Origin of the sequence: Agrobacterium salinitolerans (assembly GCF_027498475.1) — a bacterium.
Lineage (GTDB): Bacteria > Pseudomonadota > Alphaproteobacteria > Rhizobiales > Rhizobiaceae > Agrobacterium > Agrobacterium salinitolerans.
This window is the reverse complement of sequence record NZ_JAPZLN010000005.1, coordinates 119,577-144,727: the sequence shown is the minus strand read 5'-3', so window position 1 is coordinate 144,727 and position 25,151 is coordinate 119,577. Positions and strand designations below refer to the sequence as shown.

Below are 25,151 nucleotides of genomic sequence, written 5' to 3'. Positions count from 1 at the left end.
GCCGGGTTCAGATTGTTGACAAAGTCCGTTGTCTGCCCTCAAACCGCCAGACGCAATGCCGTGGACACCTGAGCCGCCGCAAGCGTCAGCGCCTCCTCGCGCAGCATGGCATCGAGGAACAATGGCAACTCCTCGCGGTAGCGGGCGAAATCCTCCGCTTGCGTCAGCGCTGAATCCGCATCGATATGCAGGTTCAACTCGCTGCCGTCATCCTCGCCACGGAAGGTCAGGTTGAACCCGTCGCCGGGACCGTTAGCAAGGATGTGCCTGATAACGGTAAGCCCGGCAAATACCGGCGCACTGAAGGGCAGGACATTGATAAGCGGCGAGAAGAAGAAGCGCCGACCCTTCGGGATTTCGCGGTCGGCGGCGATCTGCTCGATGCGGTAGCGGCCATGCAGGCGCTGCTTTCGCAGATTGGCGGCGTTGCGCGTCAAAAATGCGCCGAGGCTCTCCCCCGGTTCGATGGTGAGATGGAAGGGCAAAATATTGACGAGCATGGCCGGCATATGCGCGCCGACGCTGCCCCAGCGGCTCATGAAAGGCAACCACAAGGTCAGCACATCGCAGTCCGGCCGCGGCAGAACACGGTGGAGATAAAGGCCGGAAAGCAGCACCAGAAGGTCCGGCCAGCCGATCTCCATTGCGCCCGCCACCTGTTGCAACCGTGTGCTGAAACCCTGCGGCAAGGCCGCATCCGTATGCAGGCCGCCGCCGCCATAGTCCTCGCAATCCTTGTCCAGCACCGGCAGATCGGCGGGTGCGGCAAGATAGGCCGCCCAGAAATCGCGATCCTTTTCAAAACGCCGGCTTTGCTTGTAAGCTTCCTCTTCGGCAAGGAAATCACCGAAGGGGTGGAAATCCGGACCCGCTTCGCCCTTGCCGCAATAGTGCCCGTAAAGCAGCCCGCAGCGCTGTTCGACCAACGTCAGGCCATAACCATCAACAACAATATGATGGGCGCGGATGTACCAGAGATAGCGGTCATCGGCGATACGGTAGAGTAGCTGCGCCGAAAGCCTGTCGGTTCTGAGATCGAGCCTTGCTTCCACATCCGCGTTCATGCGCCGCAGCGCCTCTTCCAGAGGAGCGGAATCGCCACGGAGATCGACGAGCTCCACCACCGGGGCATGGCTTGGATCGCAGCGTTGCTGTGGCGTCTCGCCATCGTCGCCGATGCGGAAACGGATCGACAGGACTTCGGATTCGCGCACGGTGCGTTTGATCGCCTGGAGGAGCGCGCTTTCATTCACCGCACCGGAAAGATCGATGTAATGGGCGACGGTGGAAACCGGCTCGTCGGGATGGAAGGAAAACTCCTCCCAGAAATCGAGTTGCGGCTGCGTCAGTGGAAGCCAGCCGCCGGCAGGATCGATATGCGCCATCTGTTTTTCCTTGCACAATTTCCGTTATCGGGCGCGAAGTGCCACCCGAAATGATTGGGTTCACACCGCCCGGGCGGCCAGCAGCGAAGTCACCTGTCTGGCGTTGCGGCACCGCAAAAGCTGCTGCGGTGTCAAGTCCACGCCGAAGGCAGTGCGGATTTCAGCCGAGACGATTTTCAGATGCGAAGGCAGAAGACCGAGCGCCAACAGGTCGCTGTTCGCATCCACATTCGCCGGTTTTTTACCCAGCACGCCGAGATAGATATCCAGCACCCGGCGGTCGCCTTGATCGACGGCAGGAGCCGCAGGGGCGGAGATTTTTGCCGGCTCCATAGCACCGTTCAGCAATTCACGGGCGCGACGGCGATCCGGCTTGCCATTGGCCGAAAGCGGCAGATCGTCGACCTTGAGAAACCGGCCGGGCACATGCGATTCCGGCAGATGGCTCCGTGCAAAATTGCGCAGATCGGCGGTCGGGAGTTCAAGGCCCGGCGCCACGACGTAAAGCACGCCGATAGCCGCCTCGCCCTTTTGTTCGACGCCGTAATCCACCACCAGAACCCGCTGGATGGAAGGATGGCGGATAAGCTCGTTTTCCACATCCGGCAACGAAACGCGCACGCCGCGCACCTTGACGTAACCATTGACGCGGCTGGCAAACATGATCTTGCCATCCGGCCGGTAACGGCCCCGGTCTCCGGTGCGGAAGGCCCGCACGGGGTTTCCTTCCGGATCGGCAACCGTTACGAAATCCGTCTGGGAAATCGCGCCATCTTCGAGATAGCCGATTGCCACATTCACGCCGGCCGTATGGATGCGGCCGACGACACCGGCCGGGCAATGGCCGCCCTGATCGTTGAGGACGAAATATCGATTGGCGGGCAGAGGGTGGCCATAGGGCACGGCCGCCACATCTTCCGCAACGATCTCGTGCCAGATGCTCCAGATCGTCGTTTCCGTCGGTCCACCGAGCGATATCAGCCGCAGGTCGGGCTTCAGCCTGCGAAGCTCTTCGATGATCATCGGCTTGATGTAATCGCCGCCCTGTGCCACGAGCCGCAGCGATGAGAGCTGGTCACCACGGCGGCAGGAGAGAAGCATTTCGAGGATGGCCGGCACCGAGCACCAGAGCGTGACGCCATGTTCGGCCACCAGCTCGTTCCAGCGCACCGCATCCTTTTCCTCGCCCGGTTCCGGCAACACCAGCGTCGCCCCTGCGACGAGCGCGCCGAAAACATCGAAGACGGACATGTCGTGATGCAGCGGCGTGACGGAGATGAACACATCGCTATCCGTCACCGCCCATTCCGCAAGCGTGCTGCCGATGACATTGGCCGTTGCGCGGTTGGAAAGCACGACGCATTTAGGTTTGCCAGTCGTACCCGACGTGTAGAGATAAAAGGCGGGCTCTTCGCTTTGGGAAAGCGCCGCCACCTCCGCCATGGTAACGGGTGTGCCAGCCGGTGCGGGCGCGGACATAAGCTCTGCCGGATCGACGGCGTCGAAACCCTGCGGAACGCTGCGGGCGACGATGATCGCCGGGCGGCAATTGGTCAGCAGATAGCGCAGGCGATCTTCCGGCGAGCCAGCATCGACAGGCACCCAGACCGCACCCATCAGCGCTGCGGCGAGCGTGATGGCCGTATGGTCCGGGCTGCGTGGCAGGCACACGGCAACGACATCGCCACGCCCGATGCCGCGCGCCTTAAGGCCCGCCATCGCCCCTGCCACCATCTGACCGAGTTCGCCATAAGCGATGCGCCGCCTGCCGCTGACGAGCGCCGTGCACGACGGGTCGCCCTCGAAAAGATGGCCGGCGATCCGTTCCAGAAATGGCGGGCAGACGAAGTTTTCTTCGTCGCCGTTCAGCCGATAGTGAGACAGCTCGACAATGTCGCGTGCATTGACGGAGAAAGCGCCGCTATTGGCGATCCCGGCAATCGCGCGTTCGATTGCCGCGAGAATATCCGCCACCGTCGCCGCATCGATCGCCTGCTCGGCATAGTCGATATCGAGCACGAGATCGCCCTGCGGATTCTGCGAAAAGCGGAAATCCAGCGCCACCTGCGGCGTCTGCGTAAGCCCGCCGGTCCATTGCATCGTCGAGCCGGATGAAAGCGTCGGCCAGGTCAGACCGTTGGTAATCACCACCGGCAAGGCGAGCCCGCCCGGATTGGCATTGAGAAGCACACGATTGAGATCGATACCCGAAAAGGCGAGATGGTTCAGCCCTTCCAGCACATCCGTCTGGAGACCCGCCGCCCGCTCCGCAAAGCAGTTCCTGGCCGCATCCCATTGGACGGCGATGAAGCTGGAGCGGTTGGCGAAGGCACCTTCCACCTGCGGTGCGACGGGAATGCCGACGACGAGCGCACCGTCGTTGAGCCAGAGCGAGAGCACATCGAGGATAACAGCCGTCAGCGCCGAATTCTTGAACAGCCGCTCTTTCGCACCGATGCGTGAAAAGGTGGTGAAGTGCTGTTTTTCCACGATCACGCTCTGGCGGCTGTAACGCGAGGTGGGAATGGTTTCGAGCGGTGCTTTCCACGGCAGTTGCGAGGGCACCTCGGCATCTTTCAACTTTTCAACCCAATAGGCGGCATCACTGACGCGGGCAGCCGAGATATCCTCCTTCGGCGTTCCGATCGTAGCGGCGGATTCCGGCGGCACGACACCATCGAAGAGTTCCGCCGCGAGGCTCGCAATGGCCCGCCCGTCAAGGATGAGCGCGTCGAAACGCAGAAAGACCACGACCGTATGTCCCGTCGGCCCTGCATCCGGCATAAGAAACACAGTGACCTGCCATGGAGAGGTTGCAAGATCGAAATGCGCATGGGAAAAATCCCGTCGCACCGCGTCGATCCTTGCCTCGGCTTGCGGATTAGACAGGGCCGAAAGATCGACGAGATCGAGATTGATCTTCGCTTCGTCGGAGACCACCTGCACCAGCCGTCGCTCATCAATGCGGGTGCGCAGGCTTTCATGTCTGCCGACCATTGCGGCAAGCCGCGACCGCAGCAGTTCCGGGTCGATATCGCCGCGATATTCGCGAAACTCCTGCATCGCAACGCCGCTCAGCGGCAGATGGGTGCCGCGCCCGAGCAGATAGGCCTGTTGCAGCGGAGAGAGAGGACGTTCCATGGGTTTTCCTTTTGCCTTGGCCATCGCTTCCGACTGCCGTGCGACAAATCGCTCCACGCTTTCACAAGCGAGATGGGGGGTTTCGGCGAGCCGGCGGAGAAGAGCGACATAGGTTTCGAACAAAGTGTGCAGCCAGCTTTCCGGCAACGCATCGAGCCGCACATCCCAGTTGATCAGCAAGCCGCCATCCACCGCCGCCACCTGCGCATCCAGCGCCACCCCCGGCCCCTGCGAGACGGTGTGGACCATCGGACCGAACACCCGCCCGACCCGTTCCGAAAACAGATCCCCCCCCGGAAGATCGACCCCCGCGGTGAAAACCACCGGCGAGGTCTGCAAACCACCGCGCTGGCGGGAGAGATCGCGCATGACGCTGACGCCCGGATAGGACTGATGTGCGAGAAGCCCGTTCATCTCATCGAACAGCCTGCCAAGCAGCGCCTCGAGCGTTTCTTCAGGCCTGATATCGACGCCGAGCACGAGCACGTTGGAAAATTCGCCGACGATCTCATCGACCCATTCCACCAGCGGCGCGCGCCAGAAACCCGGCACGGAAAGCCGGAATTTTTCCGCCCCCGCCGCCTGCGACAGCGCCAGTGCGAAAACACCGAGCAGAAGGGTCGATGTCGTCACGGAAAAACGCCGCGCTGTCCGCTCCAGGCTGCTACGCTCGGCCGCTGAAAGCAGCGTGGCGAGCCGGTCCGTGTGAACGGCGCGCGGGGGGGCATCGGACAGAAACGGCAGCGGCGGCGCGTCCGGAACATCGGCAAGCCGTTGCCGCCACCACAGGCGGTCCCTTTCGCGCAAGCCCCTCAAGTCCGGATCGGACATGAGACGTTCCGCCCAGTTGAAAAACGACGGCCTCACTGATTCGAAAGTCCGGGTTTCGTATGCGCCTGACTCCGTCTCGTAAAAGCGGGCAAGGTCTTCCATCACGATCCGCATGCTGGCCGGATCGATAGCCAGCATGTCCGTGTCCACATGCAGACGGCAACGCCCTTCCGGCAACAGGCTGAGCGAGATCGCCGCCGGTGCGGCAACGCGAAGATCGGCCCGGCGATGGCTCCAGTCCTCGCGCTTCGCCTCAAGACGGCGTGCCAGCGCCTCCGAATCGAGCGCGGCCATGTCCTCCACATCGAGACGGAGCGGCCGGGCGGCAGGATCGACGGACTGATGGCCTTCAGCATCGATCCTGAGGCTCAGCATGGGATGACGCCGGCAGAGCCTTTCCACGGCAACGGCCAGTTTTTCCGCATCCACCGCCTGCCCGTCGAATTCGAGGTAGAGATGCGGCGTAACTTTCCCGAGTATTCCATCCGCCTCGCGGCCGACCCAATAGGCCACCTGCATGGGGGTTAAATTTAGCATGTGAATTTGAACCGGTTGACAAAACATGATTAGCATACTCAAGTATAAGCCATCGTCAACCACTCGCACAGGAGGCATCCCATGAAAACGGGAGCACTCAGGACGAATGACGTCGAATCCGACGAAATTACTGAATTTAATAGAGAATTTCTGTTTACTTCCGGCAGCGGGCAATTGCGCGCCAAGGGCATTCGCGAAAAGATAGCGATTCCCGCCCGCGGCGGCGAAGACATTGCCAGCCCACTGCAGCAGGCACTGGCCGGCGCCTTTGAGCGTGCGCAGCGGGAGGGCGAGCAGAACCCCATCGCCATCGGCGCGATCCCCTTCGATGTCAGCGAACCTTCATGCCTGTATATTCCATACAACCATGAATGGAACTCCAAGGATGCGGAACCGATCGTCGCCGATTCGGCCATGCCCGCCCTTGTCGGCCAGAACAGCCTGCCGGACGAGAGCGGTTTCAAGCGCGCCGTCGAACATGCCATCGTCAATTTCCGCCATTCCGAAGTCCGCAAAGCGGTGCTTTCCGTCATGCGTGAACTGACTTTCGCCTCCGAGGTCAATGTCGAAAGATTGCTGGCGAGTCTGGCCAAACAGAACCGCGAAGGTTACCAGTTCCGCATCCCACTGCCCGATGGCGGCGACCTGATCGGCGTCAGCCCGGAACTCCTGATCCGCAAGCAGGGCGAGAACATCATCTCGAACCCGCTGGCGGGATCGGCAAAACGCATGGTCGATCCGGCAGCGGACAAGGCCAATGCGGATCGGCTGTCGGCTTCTGAAAAGGATCATTACGAACATAGCCTCGTCATTGAGGATATCCGCTCGCTGCTTTCGCCGGTCTGCGCCGAACTCGATGTTCCAGAGAAACCCTCCCTCATCAGCACGGCGGCGCTCTGGCATCTTTCGACCCGCATCGAAGGCCGTCTCGCCGATCCGGTAACCAATGCGCTGCAGCTGGCCTGCCTGCTGCACCCGACGCCAGCCGTCTGCGGTTTCCCTACCGAGCGCGCCCATCGCCTCATCCGCTTCGTCGAGCCTTTCGAGCGCGGCCTCTTCACCGGCATGGTCGGCTGGACGGATTCTGAAGGCAATGGCGAATGGGTGGTGACCATCCGTTGCGGCACCGTGCAGCGAGAAACCGTGCGGCTCTTCGCCGGCGCCGGCATCGTGGAGGCCTCCGAGCCCGAATCCGAATGGGCCGAGGTGCAGACCAAGCTCAAGACCATGCTGAACGCCTGCGGTCTTTCTGCCTAATTTTTCCAGGGACAAACCATGACAATCGAATTTGAACGCTGGCCCGAGGATTTCGTTCGCCGATACCGCGAACGCGGCTACTGGATCGACCGGCCGCTGAGCGGCATTCTCGCCGAACAGGTGCAGCGCCGGCCGGATGCGACGGCGCTGATCTGCGGCGACCGTCGCTTCAGCTATGCCGATCTCGACAGGCAATCCTCCAATCTGGCTGGACATCTCTCCGCCGCAGGCATCGGCAGGGGTGATACGGTGCTGGTGCAATTGCCGAACATAGCCGAGTTCTATCTCGTCTTTTTCGCGCTCATCAAAATTGGCGCCGCCCCCGTCAATGCGCTTTTCAGCCATCGCCGGCTGGAAATGACCTCCTATGCGGAACAGATCGCGCCGAAGCTGGTGATCGCCTCGCGCGGCCACGAGCTTTTCGCCGATGACACATTTGTGGAGGCGCTGAAGGCGGTCTCTCCAAAGCTTGCCGTGACCCTGCTGCTCGGCGAAACCGATCCGCAGCGCAGCCTGGAGCAGAAGCTGGCCGCCCCGGCGGAAAATCCACCGGCTTACGCCCCTTCCGCCGCCGATGAGGTGGCGCTGTTCCAGCTTTCCGGCGGCAGCACCGGAACGCCGAAACTGATCCCCCGGACGCATAACGACTATGACTACAGCGTCCGGGCCAGCGCGGAGATCTGCGAACTTTCACCGCAGACCCGTTTCCTCTGCGCCATTCCGGTGGCGCATAATTACCCGATGAGCTCGCCCGGCGCGCTCGGCGTGTTCCACGCCGGCGGTGCTGTGGTCATGGCCGCCAATCCCGAGCCGCTTGCCTGCTTCGACCTCATCGAAAGACACGGCGTCGATATCGTGCCGCTTGTGCCGCCGGCGGTGGCCCTGTGGCTGCAGGCAGCTCCCGCCCATCGCGAAAAGCTGAAGTCGCTCAAGCTTCTACAGGTCGGCGGCGCAAGCTTCGCCGAAGCGCTCGCCCGCCAGGTGCCTGAGGTCTTGGGCTGCGACCTGCAGCAGGTGTTCGGCATGGCGGAAGGTCTGGTGAACTATACCCGCTTCGGTGATCCCGACCATATCGTCTTCACCACGCAAGGCAGGCCGATCAGCCCGGACGACGAGATCCGCATCGTTGACGAGGACGGCAACGACGTGCCGGAAGGTGAAGCCGGCATGCTGGCGACCCGTGGTCCCTATACGTTCCGGGGCTATTACCGCGCGCCCGACCACAGCGCCCGGGTCTTCGATAAGGATGGCTTCTATTATTCCGGCGACGTCGTGCAGCGCACGCCCGAAGGTTATCTCAGGGTCGTTGGCCGGGTGAAGGATCAGATCAATCGCGGCGGCGAAAAAGTCGCTTCGGAGGAGGTGGAAAACCTGATCCTGCGGCATCCCGATATCACCCACGCCGCACTGGTGGCGATGCAGGACGAGCTTCTCGGAGAAAAGAGTTGCGTCTTCGTCGTGTCGCGTAATCCCGCGCTCAAGGCGCCAGCTATCCGCCAGCATCTCGCCGGTCTCGGCGTTGCGGATTACAAACTGCCGGACCGGGTGCGCTTCATCGAGGCCATGCCGCTCACCGCCGTCGGCAAGATCGACAAGAAGCGCCTGCGCGACCTGCTGACAGTCCCCGTCGCCATCAGCGCCTGACAAGCAGCACCAATCGAAAGGGACGTTCAAAAGAGCGTCCCCATTCCAAAGATTACGCGCCGCCCGAGCCGGCGCAGCAAGAAACCGAGGTCATCATGACGATCCCCACCATTTCCGACTATCCGATGCCGGTCGCCGCAAGCTTTCCGGCCAACAAGACAAAATGGCAGCCCGATGCGAAACGCGCCGTGCTTCTCATCCACGACATGCAGCGTTATTTCCTGCGGTTCTACGAAGCCGACGGCAAGTTGATGACCACCCTCATCGACAATCTCGCCAAGGTGAAGGCATGGGCCGTTCAGAACGGCGTGCCGGTCATCTATACCGCCCAGCCGCATAACCAGCCGCCCGGCGACCGTGCGCTGCTGAATGACATGTGGGGACCGGGGCTTACGGTCGTCGATCCCGAATTGCAGAAGGTGGTGGACAAACTTGTGCCGACACCTGACGACGTGGTGCTGACCAAATGGCGTTACAGCGCCTTCCAGCGTTCCGACCTTGCGGAGCGGATGAAAGGCTGGGGCCGCGACCAGATCATCGTCGGCGGCGTTTACGCCCATATCGGCTGCATGATGACGGCGGTGGAAGCCTTCATGAAGGATATTCAACCCTTCATGATCGGTGACGGCGTCGCCGATTTTTCCGAGGCCGAGCACCGCATGGCACTGCAATATGTGGCGACGCGCTGCGGCGTGGTGATCGACACCGCAAGCCTTGTCGGCGCGGGCGAAGCCACCGGCACCCGCGAGTGGCTGAAAGCCCGTGTCCTGCAAATGGTGGAGGATGAAAGCGATATCGACCCCGACGAGAACCTCATTTTCTATGGCCTCGATTCCCTGCAGGTGATGAAGCTCGCCGGCGAGCTGAAGGAACGCGGTGTCACGGTCGGCTTCGATGAGCTTGCGCGTGTACCGACACTCTCCGCCTGGTGGGCGCTGATCGACCAGAAGCGGCTCGCAGCCTGAGCGGACGGACAAGATGACGCAACAGAGATTTACCGGGCGGCGTGCGCTGGTGACGGGCGCGGCCCGGGGCATCGGCCGCCGTATCGCCGAACGCTTCATCGAGGAAGGGGCCGAGGTCATAGGCCTCGACCTTCTGGCCGACACAGTGGAGTCCCCCTTCCGCCAGATCGCACTCGACATCACCCAAGCGGAAGCAGTGGAGACGACCTGCAAGGCAATCGAAAGCGAATGGGGCGGGCTCGATATTCTGGTCAATGCCGCCGGCATATTGCGGCTCGGTGACAGCGAAAGCCTGACGCCAGCGGACTGGAAAACCTGCATGGACGTCAACGCGGCCGGGCCGTTCTATATGCTGCGGCAATGGAGCGGCACCTTCAAACGGCAGCGGCGCGGCGCGATCGTCAACATCGGCTCCAATGCCGCCGTCGTGCCGCGCATCGGCATGATGGCCTATTGCGCTTCCAAGGCGGCGCTGGTCAGCCTCAGCCATTGCGCCGCCCTTGAGCTTGCGCCCTATGGCGTGCGCTGCAATGTCGTTTCACCGGGCTCCACCGATACGCCGATGCTTGCCGGCATGCTGAGCGACCCCGCCGGCAAGGACCGGCTGGTCGCCGGCCTGCCCGAACAGTTCAAGCTCGGCATCCCGCTCGGCAAGATCGCAAGGCCGGACGATATCGCCGATACGGTGCTGTTCCTCGCCTCCGATCAGGCCGGTCATGTGACGATGCAGCAGATCGTCGTCGATGGCGGCGCAACGCTCGCGGCTTAAATTCGAGCCGTTGGATTGAAGGTGAAAAATATGGCCGTCGCAACGGCGTTTCATCGCAAAGCCTTCTCCGGCGATCCACCGGAGGCCATCTGGCCTTGGCCGGACGACAGTTGCGATTGCCATTGCCTCACCCTTCGTTACAACGCCGATGAAGGCTGCGGCGGAAAGGTCCCTCCCTTGCCGCCGCAGCTTTTGCGCGCAACGCCAAAACGCAAGGCGGAGTTCATCGCCGGGCGCAGATGCGCGGCAGAAGCCATCCGCCACCTCACCGGCCGTTCCACCTTTCCCGGTATGGGTAAGGACCGCGCGCCCCTCTGGCCCGAAGGCGTGATCGGCGCGATTTCCCACAGCCATGAACGCGCGATTGCGATTGCCGGCTCTTGCGAGCGGTTCCGCGGCATCGGCATCGATATTGAAAAGCTCCTGAGCGAGGAGGAAGCCCGCGATATCGCCACACAGGCCCTAACCGCTCGTGAACGCCACAGCCTCGGCAACACCATCGACCCCTTCATGACCGGCCTGATTTTCTCGGCAAAGGAGAGCCTGTTCAAGGCGCTTTATCCGACAGTGAAACGGTTTTTCTTTTTCGAGGCGGCGGAATTATCCGGCTTCGACGACAACGGCTCGGCCTCGCTGCGGCTGACCGCAGACATTGGCGGCAAATGGCGCAGGGGAACGGAGATTCCCTTCCGTTTCTGCCGCTTCGACGGCTTTCTCGTCACCCGCATCCTGATCGGGCGCTGACGAAAAAGCCGCCCTGGCACAGGGAAAATGACCGCCGATACTGCCCTTTCCGTCATCCTCATGAAATATTGGGACGGTAGGCACCTTGCTGGAATGATTCCAAACAAGCAACGGTGGAGACAGACTATGACCGACATCGATACGAGCAAATTGTCCTGGGACGAATGGGACGAACTGCAGAACCCGCCGCCGGCCGAAACCGATTTCGACCGCGTGGTCGAAACCGCGATTTCCCGCCGCGGCTTTCTGGGCGGCGTGCTTGCCTTCGGTTCGGCCGCGGCCGCCATGGGCACGCTCGGCAACCTGATGAGCAGCACCTCGGCCGAGGCACAGGAAGCCGCCATCGGCCGTTTCCCCTTCAAGCCGGTTGCCGCCGCCACCGACCACACCATCCATGTCCCGGAAGGTTATAACTGGAAGCCGCTGGCGAAATGGGGCCAGCCGCTGTTCTCCAACGTTCCCGATCTCGACCCCACCAAGGGCGTCAGCGTTGAAAACTCCGACAAGGTCTTCGGCGAAAACACCGACGGCATGGAACTCTTCGTCGTCGGCAGCCACCAGCTGATCGCCGTCAACCATGAATATGTGAACCCGGAAACCAACCTGCCGCACACTGACAAGGGCAACCCGAAGACGGCCGACGATGTGAAAATCCTGCAGAACATGCAGGGCGTCACCGTCATGGAAGTCGCGGAAGATGAGGACGGCTGGAAGATCGTTCTCGACAGCCCCTTCAACCGCCGTATCCACCACAATACGCCGATGAAGCTTTCCGGCCCGGCCGCAGGCTCCGATCTCGTCAAGACCGCCGCCGACCCTGATGGTGTCGACTGTCTCGGAACCTTCAACAATTGCGGCGCCGGCCGCACGCCCTGGGGCACCTACCTCACCTGCGAAGAAAACTTCAACGGCTATTTCGGCACCACCGACGCCGCCTTCAAGCTGCCTGACGATTACAAGCGTTACGGCATCGTCGCCGAGACGCGCTATGCCTATGAGAAGTTCGACGAGCGTTTCGACGTTGCGAAGAACCCCAACGAACCGCGCCGCGCCGGTTACGTGGTCGAGATCGATCCTTCGGACGCCTCCTCCACCCCGATCAAGCGCACCGCGCTTGGCCGCGTCAAGCACGAAAACGCCGCCGTGGTCATCGCCCGCGACGGCCGTGTCGTCGTTTACATGGGTGACGACGAGCGTGGCGAGTTCCTCTATAAATTCGTCTCCAACGGCATCTACGTGCCGGGCGGCGACACCTCCAAGCTGCTTGACGAAGGCACGCTTTACGTCGCCAAGTTCTCTGACGACGGCGCCGGCGAATGGCTCGCCCTGACGCCTGAAACCACCGGCATGAAGATCGACGAAATCTGCGTCTTCACCCGGCAGGCCGCTTCCAAGGTGGGCGCGACGACCATGGACCGCCCGGAATGGGTCGCCATCAACCCGGTCGCCATCGAAGCCTATTGCGCGCTGACCAACAACAGCCGCCGCGGCGAAATGAAGGACGGCAAGCTGCGCGCAAACGCCGGCGGCGACGCCATGGCGATCAACGCCGCCAACCCGCGCGAAAAGAACGAATACGGCCAGATCGTGCGCTGGTATCCGGAAAATGACGACCATGCGGACGGCAAGTTCAAGTGGGACCTGTTTTGCATGGCCGGCAACCCCACCGTCCACAAGGACGCCTATGCGGGTTCTTCGAATATCAACGAAGGCAATATGTTCAATTCGCCTGACGGCATGATGTTCGATAGCACCGGCCTGCTCTGGATCCAGACCGACGGAGAGGACAGCAACGAAGGCGCCTTCGCCGGCCAAGGCAACAACCAGATGCTGGCGGGCGACCCGGCCACCGGCCGCATCGAGCGCTTCCTCACCGCCCCGAAGGGTTCCGAAGTCACCGGCCAGACATGGTCCGGCGACAAGCGCACCCACTTCGTCGGCATCCAGCACCCCGACGCCCCCTTCCCGGATGGCGAAGGCAAGCTGCCGCGTTCGACGATCATCGCCATCAAGCGCGATGACAATGTGAAGATCGGCTGATCTCCCGTAAAGACTCCGGGCCGCGGAAAGTCGCGGTCCGGTTCGATAAAGAAAATGCCGTGCGTGAAGACGCACGGCATTTTCTTTTGCGATAATCGGAGCGGCGTTTTTCAGGCAGTTCCGGCCCGCCGCAACAGCTGTTTCGGCCCGCCCTGAAACACAGGGCGGGCCTTGGCAACCGGCAGGCCGGAATATGAAAATCTCAAACCGCGCGGAAGGAGCGGCTGGCCTGATCCATCAGCGGTTTGAGGAAATAGGAAAGGACGCTTCTTTCTCCTGTCGTGATGAAGGCTTCCACCGGCATGCCCGGCATCAGGTGGAATTCACCCAGCCGCTTTATCTGCTCCTGCGAGGTGGCGACACGCACGAGGTAATAGCTGGCGCCCGTGCGCTGATCCACCGTCACGTCAGCCGAAATCCGCTCCACCGTGCCGGTGATTTCCGGTGTCGTTTTCTGATTGAAGGCGGAAAAACGCAGGTTTGTCGCCTGGCCATAATAGATCTGGTCGATATCCTGCGGCGCGACCTTGGCCTCCACCACCAGCTTGTCCACCTCCGGCACGATCATCATGATCTGTTCGCCCGGTGCGATGACACCGCCGACAGTGTGCACGGCAAGTTGATGCACCACGCCATCCTGTGGCGCGAGAATATCGACACGTTTCAGCTGGTCTTCTGCCGCCACCCGCCGTTCGACATATTCGCCGATGCGGGCGTCCATCTCACGCAGATCGGAACCGACCTCCTCCGACCATTGTTCATCGATCTGAAGGATTTGCAGCGCGGTTTCGCTGATCTTCGCCTCGACCCCGGCAATACCCGCCATCAGCCGGCCGATATCGCCATCAATATCCGTGGCCTGACGCTCCAGCGTGCTAAGGCGGCTTTTTTCCATCAGGCCCCTTTCGTGCAGGGATCGAAAACGGATCAACTCCTCATCGACCATGCCCTGTTCGCGAAAATTCGCCGCACGCTCGGCTTCCATGCCGGCGATCTCGTCGCGAAGCTGGCGCACGCGCTGTTCGAGCTGACGCTTCTTACTTTCACGAACGGCACTGCGGGTTTCGAAAAGACGCTGTTCGGCATCCAGCATCGCGACGATATCGGTGTCGTTGCTCCGGTCGAGCAAAGCCTTCGGAAACACAACCTTGCCCGCCCGGTCACGCTCGCTCTCCAGCCGCGCCTTGCGGGCGGTGAATTGATCGAGGCTTTTGACGATGATGGCGAGGTTGGCCCGCGTCATCGTCGCATCGATGCGCATGACGATGTCGCCGGCCTTCACCCGGTCGCCATCGCGCACCATCAATTCGCTGACAACGCCGCCGACCGGATGCTGGACCTTTTTCAGGCTGGTTTCCACCACCAGCGAACCCTGCGCGATGACCGCGCCGACGATCTCGGTGCCCACCGCCCAGCCGCCAAGCAGGCCCGTCAGCGTGAGAAAGCCGAGCCCGCCAACGAGAAGGTGGCTGCGGATCGAGCGTTTGAGTGTCTGCCATTCGTCCATCTTCATGCCTTTCCTGTTTCCACGGCCTGCACGACCTTGAGGGCGCCCGCCGCGCCGCCGACCGGCCGCAGCACCTTGGCGAGAACCTCTTCCTTCGGACCGAAAGCCTGCTGGCGGCCATCGGCGAGCATCAGCACCTTGTCCACAGCCAGAAGCGCGCTCGGGCGGTGGGCGATGATGACGGCCACCCCGCCGCGTTCGCGAACGCCGAGAATCGCCGCCGTCAGCGCATCCTCACCTTCGGAATCGAGGTTGGAATTCGGCTCGTCGAGCACGACGAGGAAGGGGTCGCCATAAAGTGCCCGCGCAAGGGCGATCCTCTGTTTTTGCCCCGCCGATAATTGCCGCCCCGTCTCGCCGACTTCGGTGGAATAACCATCCGGCAGGCTGACGACGAGATCGTGAATGCGCGCCGCGCGCGCCGCCGCGATGATCTTGTCCGAACTCGCCTGCCGGTCGAAGGAAGCGATGTTTTCGGCAATGGTGCCGTCCAGCAATTCGATCGCCTGCGGCATATAACCGATGTGGCGCGCCAGCGCCTCGGCAGGCCATTGCTCCAGCGTCGCGCCGTCCAGCCGGATGGAGCCTTTGAGCGGCCGCCACAGGCCAACAAGCAAGCGCGCCAGCGAACTCTTGCCGGAACCGCTCGCCCCGATCACGCCAAGGCCGCTGCCGGCCGAAAGCGTGAAGGCGATGTCCTGCAGCACCGGCTCCGCCATCTCCGGCGGAATGGCGCTGACGCGCTCGACCGACAGGAGCGCCTGCGGCGCGGGCAGGTCCATGCGCATTGCTGTCTCGGGCAGCAGCGCCAAAGTTTTTTCAAGCCGGCGGCGGCTTTGCCGGGCCGCGATGAAACCTTTCCAGTTGGCGATGGCGAGATCGACCGGCGCAAGCGCCCGCGCTGACAGGATGGAGCCGGCGATGATGATGCCGGGCGTCGCCTGCTCGTTGATGACCACCCAGGCCCCGACAGCCAGAATGCCGGATTGCAGAACCATGCGCAGCACCTTGCTCGCTACGCCGAAGCCGGAAGCGATATCGCTTGCGGAGCGCTGCTCGCGCACATAAGCGCGATTATCCGCCTGCCAGCGATCCCGCAGCGGCGCGCCCATGCCCATGACGGCGATGATATCGGCGTTGCGCCGGGTGGCTTCGATCAGTCTGTTGCGCCTGGAAACATGTTGCGCAGCCTCTTCGACGGGACGCTTGGAGACCAGCTCCGTCATCAGCGTGAACACGGTGAGAATGACAGCGCCGGTAAGCGCCGTGACGCCTAGCCAGAAATGAAAAGCGAAACAGATGGCAATGTAGAAAGGCAGCCAGGGCAGGTCGAACAGCGCGGTTGGCCCGCTTCCCGACAGGAAAGAACGGATCGTGTCGAGATCGCGAAGCGGCTGCGCCTGGCGACCGCTCACCGGCATGCGCAATTGCAGGCCGATCACCGCATCGTAAACCCGTGAGGACAAAAGCTGATCGAGCCGATCGGCGATGCGCACCAGCAGACGCCCGCGCACCGCATCGAACAGGCCCTGAAACGCATAAAGCACCACAACGATTGCGAACAGCGCCACAAGCGTCGGCAGGCTGCGGCTCGGCAGAACGCGGTCATAGACCTCCATCATGAACAACGAGCCGGTGAGATATAGAATATTGACCAGAGCGCTCATCAGGCCGATGCCGATGAAAGCGCCGGCGCAGCCGGCGAAAACGCCCTTGATCTGGCGAACATTATTATTGGCGGAACGATGACGCATTTTACTATCCGTTGAGATCGTGGCGACAGCACCCGGCGATGACATGCCGGTGACAACCGCCCGCGAACGAAAAAAGGGCGCATCCCGGAGAATGCGCCCTTTGCGGGTCAGGCGAAGCGGAAGTCGTCGATGACGAACTGCTCGGTCTTGACGCCGTCGAAGGTGATGGTCGAGCCGTCCTTGAAGGCGATCTCGGCGCCGTTCACACCGTCGGTAAAGGCGCCGGAGGCGATCAGCGTCTGGTAATCGGCAAAGACATCCTTCGAGAGCTGGACGACATCCTTGCCGTCAACGCCGGCCTGGAAATCCGTCACCACGTCCTGACCGCTGCCGGCCGCGAAGACGAAGGTATCCGCACCGCTGCCGCCGGTCAGGACATCGTTGCCTGCCCCGCCGCTCAGCGTGTCGTCACCGGAACCGCCGCTGATCTCGTCGTTACCGTCGCCGCCATAAAGCACGTCATTGCCGGCACCGCCCATCAACACGTCATTGCCGGGGCCACCGTCGACCACGTCGTTGCCCTCGCCGGCAATCACACGGTCGTTGCCGGAGCCGGCATCCACCATGTCGTTGCCGGAGCCAGCCGACAGCCGGTCATCACCAGCGCCGCCTTCGATCATGTCCTTACGGCTTGTCCCGATCAGCACATCGGCGCCATCGCTGCCTTCTACGATGTTGTATTCTGTATAACCATCGACAGTGACGGTGGTCGTGCCCGTCGATTCACCGCCATTGGCGTCGCGCACGGTATAGGTGAGTGTGACAGTCGCCTGCTGATCGTCTTCCAGCCTTGCAAAGGCGGAGGAGGGATCGACCACCAGCTTGCCATCGACCACCGAGAAGGCAGCAGCAGCCTGCTCGTTCGTCAGGGAGAGACCGGCAACCGCCGTCACCGCAAAACCGACCAGCGCCAGACGGTCACCCTCGATATCCGTATCGTTGGCAACGAGATCAAAGACGCCCTTGTCCTTTTCCCCGATGGCAATCAAGTCGGCAACCGCGACCGGAGCGTCGTTGACCGCCTTGATGGCGACGGTAACAGTACTCTCGGTCGCGGCTCCCTTACCGTCGGAGACGACGACGGTAAAACTGCCGGTTCCGTTGACGTTTGCATTCGGCGTATAGGTCCAGGCGCCGGTTTCCGCGTCGATCCGGGCGACGCCGTTAGTGGCATCGGCCTTCAGCGCGAAGGAGAGCGTGTCACCGTCGACATCGGCCGCAACCATCCTGCCGCTGACGGCCGTGTCTTCGTCCGTTTCGACATTGACCGACGAGGCCACCGGCGCATCGTTGACCGGCTTGACGGTGAAGGCGGCCGTCGCTTCGCTTACGCCGCCGCGACCATCGGCGATGGTGTAGCGGAAAGCCGCCTCGCCATTAAAATCGGCCGAGAGAGTGAAGCGAATGCCGGTTTCCTCCAGCACCGCCGTGCCGCCGACCGGGGCCGAGACGCCAGTGACCGTCAGGTCGTCGAGATCAGCGTCGCGATCATTGCCAAGCAGCGTGGCGAAGGAGATCACGAAGGACGGCGCGTCCTCGTTTACCGCCGCAAGCCCGTCATCCACTGCGGCCGGGCCGCGATTGACGAGACCCTTGACGATATCGTCGCGGTTCAAAACCTTGCCATCGGCGAAAGACAGCCTCTCAATGCCGCCATCGGCCAGTTGGTTGCTCAGCGTCAGCGTCTCACCATCGGCCAGTTCGACCACAACGGACTGGCCGTATTTTCGCAGAACCGCTTCGCTGCGGGCGATGTCATAGAGAGAAAGGCGGTCAACCGAACCGGTTGCCGATGCCGTCTCCACGATGACATCAGACCCGTCGCCACGCCCATAACGATAGCGGTCCGATCCGTCGCCGCCGATCAACAGGTCATTGCCCCGGCCGCCTTCGATGAAATCATCGCCGAGACCGCCGGCGATCATGTCGTCGCCATCATCGCCCCACAGCTCGTCATTGCCGGCGCCGCCGGAAAGGGCGTCATTGCCCTCACCGCCCGAAAGCGCATCGTCACCCGCGCCGCCATCCAGCCGGTCATCGCCGCCAAAACCCTGCAGCTCATCATTACCGTCAAGGCCAAGGATGGTGTCCGCGGCTGCAGTACCCACGAGCATGTCCGCACCGCTGGTTCCGACGATCCGGTGTGCCTCGAGACCGGATTTGAGATCGACCACGGTCAAATTGTCGAAGGTCAGGCCGGCATTACCCCAGGAATAGAGGCCGAATGTACCGGCAGCGAGCCCACGATCACCGATCGGATAGGCAAACAGCGCTTCGTCATTGAGGAAGGCTGTGATCTTGTCGCCGATAACCTCGACGCGCAGCTTCATCTCCTGCCCCTGTTCATATTTGCCCGGCACCTGCGCCAGAATTTCTTCGATCCCGTTTTTCATGCGCACGAGATTAAAAATACTGCCAGCACCGTTGCCGGGGTTGCGATCGAGAATACCGTCAGCGTCGAGTTCGAGCTTGTAGTAGTTCTTGCTGTCCTTGTAACGGAACAGGAAGCCGAGACCATCCTTGTCCGGCGTCTGGAAATTCGCCTCGATGGCATAATCCGTCCACGCCAGCGCCGCCGGATCGTTGAACAGGGCATAGGTTCCGAGACGCAGCACGTTGACGCCGTCGCCCATCGGGCTCCATCCGCGCTTGTACTTGTCGGAATTGGTTGCACCGCTCCACGTCAGTTCGCGGCTCATAAGTCCCGTCGTCTGGAGAAGCTTGCCATCGGAAATCAGCCATTCCGACGACTTGCCGTCCGCACCGATGCCACCGAATTCGCCTTCATCGACGATCTTGAACCGCGCCATCGCTTCGGCTGTCGAGAAGTCCTCGGCAACGAGGATCTTCGTCTTGTCGACCACTGTCACGTCAATCCGGTCCGTCGAAACCGAGCCTTTAGCATCGGTAACCTTCAGAAGCAGCCTGTTGATGCCGACATTCAGATCGACATCAACTTTCTTGCCCGTCGCAACGACGTTGCCCTCAAGGTCTGTCCAGACGAAATCGTTCAATTGCCCTGCCGCAAACGAACTTGAGGCATCGAGCCTGACGGACGCCTTGCCATCGCCGTCAAAGTCATAGACCCGCTGATCGATACCCGCTTTCGCGGTGGTGCCGACCTTCGTTACGACAATATCATCGAAAACCGATGCGCGTTGGCCGCTTGAATATAAACCGATCGTACCGCCGGAAAGCGGCGACGTCGCATCCACCACCGGTCCGCCGAAAACGTTCTTGTCTCCCACGAAAACATTGATCGCGCCACCAACGATGGCAACGGTCAACGGAATATCCATATTGTAAGGCGAACCTTCATTCACCGAGGCAAGAAGCGTCTCGACACCATTCGAAACCTTGACCAGTTGACGACGGTTAGTCTCGCCATCCATCGTAAAGCGGTAATAATTCTGCGCATCGCTATAATAGAAATAGACACCGATCGCGTCGTTATCGAGTTGCGTCAGCGTCGCCTCGAAGACGTAATCGCTCCAGCCGGATGACTGAGCGCCGACATAAACCAGCTTGTTATTGTTTGCATCGCTCTGGTCGAAAAGGGCAGCTTCAGGCGCAGCAAGGCCGTCGCCCGTTGTAGACCGCGAAAACACCGTGCCCTTCAGCAGGAAATTTCCAGTGTTGCCGTCGGTCGCGCCAAAGTCTGTCGCCCAACCATCCGCCTTGCCGTCGTTGAAATTTTCAACTAGCAGCGTGCGGTCGCCACGAACCAGTACATCGAGTTTGTCGCTGGTCTTGACACCGTCTACGTCCGTCGTGGTCAGGGTCAGCTTATGTTTGCCAAGCGAAAGATCGGCGATCGCTTCCTTGCCTTCGGCGACGACATCACCGTTGCTGTCTGTCCAGACGAAACTCCGGATGTCCTGCGAACGCAGCGATTTTGCGGCTGAAAGAGCGACATTGGCGAATGACGCGCCGCTTTCGGCGCTGGCGACGATATCGTCACCGGCATCGGCCATGGCGCGGGCCTTCCCCTGCCCGACATAGATGTTCTCGAACACTTCCTGATGGCCGCGATAATAACCGGTGAGACCATCGCGATCGAGTTCCGGCTTCGTTCGGTAACCATCGAGGTAATCGTCAAAGGCCGTGAAGTAGGTTTCAGTGGTGATGCGATTGTTGTCCGGATCGATGGTGATCAAGCGGATTGCACCGTTGCCGCCATTATTGCCACGCGACTCGACGCCATTTCCGGTGATTTCACGCGACACGCCGTTCTGGTAGTTGACCAGAAACTGGAAGACCGGTTCGCCGTACTGGTTATAGGTGATGTCCGTTTCCGCACCGTCGCCGAAAATATGGCCGGAGAAGGTCATGACGATGTTGGGATAACGTGCAAGAAGGGCACGGGCAACATATTCGCCGTCATTTGCGCCGCGCTGGTCTGTGCGCATGCCGTAATCGTAGCCCGCACCCTCGTCATAAAGCGGCAGGGCCAGATTGTCCTGACGTGTTGCGTAGCTTGTCAGCGAATGAGTGGCGAGCATGACACGATGATCGGGGAACTTCTCGATGACGTCACCCGCCCAGCGGATCACGTCGTCGCGCGGGCCGAATTCCAGCGAGATTGACAACCATTTCGTGCCATCGGGTGCGGTAAAGGTGCTGTAGGTGTTGCGGGCGGCAGCCTGTTCCTGATCGTAAGCGCCACCAAAGGTGCCGGCATTGGTCGCGGCCTGTTTTGCAGCCGAAAAACGGCTGTCCAGCTGGTCGGAAGAATGGTTTGCGGCGTTGCCATAGGCGCCCTGGTCGTGATTGCCGGGAAGCAGTGCATAGGGCAGCTTGCCATCGAGCTTGCGGAGCGCAGCTTCGGCAATATCCCATTCGGAAGGCTGGTTGTTCTGGGTGATATCGCCCACATGGCTCATGAAGACGATGTTATGGCTCTGACGATTGTCGACCAGCCACTGCGTCATTTCGCCGAACAGATGCTTGATGCCGTCGTTCGAGGTGTAGTCCTGTGTGTCGGGGAAAACGGCGATCGTATAGGCATTCGGACCGGCCACGCGCACGCGGAAGTCATCGGCGATGCTTTTGCCGGCGGCGTCCGTTGCAGTGACACGGACATCGGAGTGCCCGAGCTCGGCGAAGTCGAGCGTCAGCTTGTTATCGACGAGCACCGCATTGACGACCTTGTTTTCGCTGTTCTGCACGGTGAAGGTAAGCTTTTCACCGGAGAAGTGCTTCGACAGATCAATCGTCACATTGTCCGCTTCGGGCGTCACCATCATGTCCTTGATGGCGGACGTCTTGACGACGGCGACCGGATCGACGACGGGTTTTTCACCAATGGCGAGAATGCCGGCCTGGGCCGGAGTCAGGAATTCGAGTGCCGTACCGTTGCCGGTGACTTTGCCGGAACCCATGACCGGCGCGGCCGAACCCTGGGCAAAGCCGACTTCGAGGACGCCGACCTTTTCGGCCGCGGACTTCATCTCGACCGGCAAAATGCCGGAGGCCTTGGCCTCGCCAAGATAGGACATTTCCTCACTTGTCAGAGCCTGTTTGAGGAACAGGAAATTGCTGAGATAGCCGGGTGAGGTTTCACCGTTCTCATCGGAAAAGATCAGGAAGCCCTTGGCCATGTCGATGGCGAAGCGGCTCGCGCCGCCATTGATCTTCTGGTTGGCGACGAATTCGCCGTTGATGTATTTATTCATCGAAACCGCGCCATCGGCGTCCGTTTCGATCGTCAGGCCGATGCGGTTCCAGGCGTCCAGCTTCGCCGCACCGCGATAATTGCCGCTGATGCCGACGCCATAGCTGTCGCCGCTCGCCTTGCCGAAAATATCGCCGTCGCTGAGGTTGGTCAGGTCGGTCTGCAAAAAGGGCATCCAGCCGGTGGAGCCGTTTTTCGGGAAATAAACGTCGTAGACGAGGCTGTAGGAGGTCGCCATGCCGGTACCGTTCGGCGCAACGAGAATGCCCTGATTTTGCGACAGGCGCGGAATGGTCAGCAGCCAGTCGGAAGAGGTTTCGATGGGATTGGCGATCGCGTTTTGGGTGGTCGTCATCTCTTTGGCCTTTACAAAAAATTTTTACAAGAAATGGAGTGGCCGATGGGCCATGGCGGCACGACTAGAGACTGGAACTAACGCCCCGATGACGAATTCCTAACAAATCGTAAACACGCCATAGCGATTTCCGATGTCGCCCATCGGTTTTGTCGCATGGTTAATGAAGCTGTCCCGCTAACGTCATGGAATTGTCAGCTTTTTCGCCGATAATCCAATCGCACCGGCGCCTTTCGTGTCGGCCGGCGGCAGAACAGGATCCCATGTCGACCACGCAGCTGAAGGCCTTCCACATCGTCGCGCAATCGGGCGGCTTTTCTCAGGCCGCGCGCGACATGGCGATCAGCCAATCGACCCTTTCGGCCCATGTGCGGGAGCTGGAAGCCGTCAGCGGCGTCAACCTTCTGGAACGAAAACCGCGCGGGGTGAGCCTCAGCCCGCAGGGTGAGCGCCTGTTCGAAATTACCGCACGCCTGTTTCAGGCAGAGAACGAGGCCAAGGCCTTCCTGCGCGGCGATACGGGTTTTGCCGGCGGGCATTTGCGGGTCGCGGCGGACGGTCCCGTCTTGCCGCTGCCGATCCTTTCGCGGCTGAAGGCCGAGCGGCCGCAACTCACCTTCTCCCTTTCTGTCGATAATTCGGCACGCGTGGTGGAACAGATCATCGACTACCGCGCCGACGTCGCCATCACCGCCCGCACTCCGGACGATCCGCGTCTTTACGGCGTCAAATTTCTCAGCATGCGGCTTGGCCTGTGCGTGCCCGCCGCCCACCCGCTGGCGGAACGTGAGGGCGTCTTCATGACCGAACTGGAGGGCTTATCCTTCGTCATGCGCGAGCGGGGATCGCGCACCCGCGAAATCTTCGAAAAGAACCTTGCCGATCACGGCATTTCTATCCAGCCGGCAATCGAGATTTCCTCACGCGAGGGCGTGCGCGAAGCTATCGCCAACGGCGTCGGATGCGGCGTGGTGGCCGATCTGGAATTCGGCCACGATGCGCGCCTTTCCTTCGTGCCGCTGCGCGACGCCAACGAACTCATCGACGAATATGCGATCTGCCTTGCCGAAAGACGGCATCTGCCGCTGGTGCGCCGGTTCATCGAAGAAGCGGGCGGGGTCTGATTGCAGCATTGCAGGCTGTCACCGGCCTTCGGCCAACGCAAAGACATGATGATTTCCGGCGCGAAGTCGTAAAAATGTATACATATCAAATACTTACCAGAGAATGAGGCCATCGGTGTCCGATATAAGGATCAAACGGATTTCTGAACCCGCCAGCGACGATGAAGGCGCGCGCATTGTGGTAGGCGCGGCATTCGCAAGCAAGCCGCACAGCTTTCCATCCGGCTGAAGGAAATCGCGCCGAGCAACGAATTGCGCACGAGTTTTTCCCATATGCCGTCGCGCTTTACGAAGTGCGCCGCCATTATGACGCGGAGTTCTCAGCCCGTCGCGCCACCCTGCTGTCTTATGGGGCGGGGTCACTCTCGCCGGCCACCAGAAGCATGGGCCAAACGCAATGGCGGGCCTGATCGGGATAAAACGGCGCGTAGGCCGGCATGGTCGATAACAGTGTCTGAGCCACAGTCACGCCGAGATCATGCAGGGACATGCGGAAACTCGTCAGCCGTGGTTCCAGAAATTGGCCACGCGGGCCATCGCGGAAGCCGATGACGGCGAGATCGCGCCCCGGTTTTAGGCCCACTTCCGCAAGCCGGCGATAAAGACCGACCGCCATCAGTTCGTAGATCAGCACGATCGCCGTTGGCCGGGGCCGCATCTGCAGCCATTCGCTGGCGGCGTGATAACCGCCCTGCTCGCTGGATTTCGCGCGGATGACCAGTGAGGAATCGTAAGCAATGCCATTGTCTTCCAGCGCGCGCCTGTATCCTTCCAGAAAAACATAACCGAGATTGATGTCGCTGTCGGGTACCGCCACCGCAATCGAACGATGCCCGGCAGCGGCAAGGCGGTCGACCGCGTTTTTCGCGACGCCCTCGAAATCGAGGTCGATCCAGGCGTGGGTGTCGCTGGAAGCGGTCCGACCGAGCGCCACGAAAGGCAGGCGGGTCTGCTTCAGGAAATCCACACGTTTGTCTATCCGCCGCGTCGCGGAAATGATCATCGCATCCACCATGCGGCGCGCCACCATGCGCTTTAAATATTCATCCGGATCCTCTTCCCCCGGGCAGGGCAGAACGATGAGATCGAGATTATGCCCGGAAAACACGCTTTGCAGACCGTCCGTAACACCCAGGAAGAAGTTGTCGGAGTTCTCCACGGTCTGCGCGTCGCTGCCGGTCATGAGGCCGATGACATTGGTGGTTCCCTGCCTGAGGCTGCGGCCGGACTGGTTGGCGACATAACCCAGCTTTTCCGCCGCTTCGAGAACACGCCGCCGCGTTTCTTCGTTCACATCCGGCTTACCGTTCAGGGCACGGGAAACAGTGCCTATCGATATCTCCAGATAATCGGCAAGCTGACGAATTCCTTTCATTCATTCCCCTCCCAGGCCCGGCGCGCAGTCAACGCGTCCCTTAACGGTC

At 61.2% G+C, this 25,151-nt stretch carries 13 protein-coding genes; 7 read left to right on the top strand and 6 right to left on the bottom strand.

The window, feature by feature from the left end:
- Positions 1 to 38: 38 nt before the first annotated feature.
- Positions 39 to 1,385 carry a condensation domain-containing protein gene (locus O9X91_RS18360; RefSeq protein WP_142913217.1) on the bottom strand — a complete coding sequence of 449 codons (1,347 nt, stop codon included), beginning with the start codon at positions 1,383 to 1,385 and terminating at the stop codon, positions 39 to 41.
- 60 nt (positions 1,386 to 1,445) lie between these two features.
- A complete protein-coding gene (locus O9X91_RS18355; RefSeq protein ID WP_142913219.1) occupies positions 1,446 to 5,894 on the bottom strand; it encodes an amino acid adenylation domain-containing protein in 4,449 nt (1,482 codons plus the stop codon).
- Between the two features lie 81 nt (positions 5,895 to 5,975).
- On the opposite strand from O9X91_RS18355, the gene O9X91_RS18350 reads away from it, so the two are divergent.
- From O9X91_RS18350 to O9X91_RS18325, 6 genes are all read left to right on the top strand, one after another.
- Positions 5,976 to 7,151 carry an isochorismate synthase gene (locus tag O9X91_RS18350; protein ID WP_142913221.1) on the top strand — a complete coding sequence of 392 codons (1,176 nt, stop codon included), beginning with the start codon at positions 5,976 to 5,978 and terminating at the stop codon, positions 7,149 to 7,151.
- An 18-nt stretch (positions 7,152 to 7,169) separates the two neighbouring features.
- Positions 7,170 to 8,795: a (2,3-dihydroxybenzoyl)adenylate synthase gene (locus O9X91_RS18345; RefSeq protein WP_142913223.1), complete on the top strand. Its 1,626-nt coding sequence runs from the start codon at positions 7,170 to 7,172 to the stop codon at positions 8,793 to 8,795.
- 95 nt (positions 8,796 to 8,890) lie between these two features.
- The gene (locus O9X91_RS18340; protein ID WP_142913225.1) at positions 8,891 to 9,760 is read left to right on the top strand and encodes an isochorismatase; all 870 of its coding nucleotides are present in this window, start codon (positions 8,891 to 8,893) and stop codon (positions 9,758 to 9,760) included.
- Positions 9,761 to 9,773: 13 nt separating this feature from the next.
- On the top strand, positions 9,774 to 10,529 hold the full coding sequence (gene dhbA, locus O9X91_RS18335; protein ID WP_142913227.1) for a 2,3-dihydro-2,3-dihydroxybenzoate dehydrogenase: 756 nt from the start codon (positions 9,774 to 9,776) through the stop codon (positions 10,527 to 10,529).
- A gap of 30 nt (positions 10,530 to 10,559) precedes the next feature.
- Positions 10,560 to 11,273 carry a 4'-phosphopantetheinyl transferase family protein gene (locus tag O9X91_RS18330; RefSeq protein WP_269824822.1) on the top strand — a complete coding sequence of 238 codons (714 nt, stop codon included), beginning with the start codon at positions 10,560 to 10,562 and terminating at the stop codon, positions 11,271 to 11,273.
- Positions 11,274 to 11,399: 126 nt separating this feature from the next.
- Positions 11,400 to 13,313 (top strand): PhoX family protein, encoded by a 1,914-nt coding sequence (locus O9X91_RS18325; RefSeq protein ID WP_269833997.1) that lies wholly within the window; start codon positions 11,400 to 11,402, stop codon positions 13,311 to 13,313.
- Positions 13,314 to 13,515: 202 nt separating this feature from the next.
- Here the strand turns inward: O9X91_RS18325 and O9X91_RS18320 are convergent, their stop codons facing one another.
- The 3 genes from O9X91_RS18320 to O9X91_RS18310 all read right to left on the bottom strand — a co-directional run bounded on the left by O9X91_RS18320 (position 13,516) and on the right by O9X91_RS18310 (position 22,603).
- Positions 13,516 to 14,820, bottom strand: coding sequence for an HlyD family type I secretion periplasmic adaptor subunit (locus O9X91_RS18320; RefSeq protein WP_077984114.1), 1,305 nt, complete (start codon positions 14,818 to 14,820; stop codon positions 13,516 to 13,518).
- Between the two features lie 2 nt (positions 14,821 to 14,822).
- Positions 14,823 to 16,574: a type I secretion system permease/ATPase gene (locus O9X91_RS18315; RefSeq protein ID WP_269833998.1), complete on the bottom strand. Its 1,752-nt coding sequence runs from the start codon at positions 16,572 to 16,574 to the stop codon at positions 14,823 to 14,825.
- A 107-nt stretch (positions 16,575 to 16,681) separates the two neighbouring features.
- The gene (locus tag O9X91_RS18310) at positions 16,682 to 22,603 is read right to left on the bottom strand and encodes an Ig-like domain-containing protein (RefSeq protein ID WP_269833999.1); all 5,922 of its coding nucleotides are present in this window, start codon (positions 22,601 to 22,603) and stop codon (positions 16,682 to 16,684) included.
- A gap of 263 nt (positions 22,604 to 22,866) precedes the next feature.
- On the opposite strand from O9X91_RS18310, the gene O9X91_RS18305 reads away from it, so the two are divergent.
- Entirely contained in the window at positions 22,867 to 23,727 is an 861-nt protein-coding gene (locus O9X91_RS18305) for a LysR substrate-binding domain-containing protein (protein ID WP_269834000.1), read from the top strand.
- Positions 23,728 to 24,073: 346 nt separating this feature from the next.
- Here O9X91_RS18305 and O9X91_RS18300 read toward each other — a convergent pair whose 3' ends face one another.
- Entirely contained in the window at positions 24,074 to 25,102 is a 1,029-nt protein-coding gene (locus O9X91_RS18300; protein ID WP_031234048.1) for a LacI family DNA-binding transcriptional regulator, read from the bottom strand.
- Positions 25,103 to 25,151 lie beyond the last annotated feature (49 nt).

Excerpts from the sequence above, each read along its gene's own strand:
- O9X91_RS18320 (WP_077984114.1), bottom strand. The coding sequence starts at position 14,820 with ATGGACGAATGGCAGACACTCAAACGCTCGATCCGCAGCCACCTTCTC.
- O9X91_RS18340 (WP_142913225.1), top strand. The coding sequence starts at position 8,891 with ATGACGATCCCCACCATTTCCGACTATCCGATGCCGGTCGCCGCAAGC.
- O9X91_RS18305 (WP_269834000.1), top strand. The coding sequence starts at position 22,867 with ATGTCGACCACGCAGCTGAAGGCCTTCCACATCGTCGCGCAATCGGGC.
- O9X91_RS18325 (WP_269833997.1), top strand. The coding sequence starts at position 11,400 with ATGACCGACATCGATACGAGCAAATTGTCCTGGGACGAATGGGACGAA.
- O9X91_RS18310 (WP_269833999.1), bottom strand. The coding sequence starts at position 22,603 with ATGACGACCACCCAAAACGCGATCGCCAATCCCATCGAAACCTCTTCC.
- O9X91_RS18315 (WP_269833998.1), bottom strand. The coding sequence starts at position 16,574 with ATGCGTCATCGTTCCGCCAATAATAATGTTCGCCAGATCAAGGGCGTT.
- O9X91_RS18330 (WP_269824822.1), top strand. The coding sequence starts at position 10,560 with ATGGCCGTCGCAACGGCGTTTCATCGCAAAGCCTTCTCCGGCGATCCA.
- O9X91_RS18355 (WP_142913219.1), bottom strand. The coding sequence starts at position 5,894 with ATGCTAAATTTAACCCCCATGCAGGTGGCCTATTGGGTCGGCCGCGAG.
- O9X91_RS18300 (WP_031234048.1), bottom strand. The coding sequence starts at position 25,102 with ATGAAAGGAATTCGTCAGCTTGCCGATTATCTGGAGATATCGATAGGC.
- O9X91_RS18350 (WP_142913221.1), top strand. The coding sequence starts at position 5,976 with ATGAAAACGGGAGCACTCAGGACGAATGACGTCGAATCCGACGAAATT.
- O9X91_RS18360 (WP_142913217.1), bottom strand. The coding sequence starts at position 1,385 with ATGGCGCATATCGATCCTGCCGGCGGCTGGCTTCCACTGACGCAGCCG.
- dhbA (WP_142913227.1), top strand. The coding sequence starts at position 9,774 with ATGACGCAACAGAGATTTACCGGGCGGCGTGCGCTGGTGACGGGCGCG.
- O9X91_RS18345 (WP_142913223.1), top strand. The coding sequence starts at position 7,170 with ATGACAATCGAATTTGAACGCTGGCCCGAGGATTTCGTTCGCCGATAC.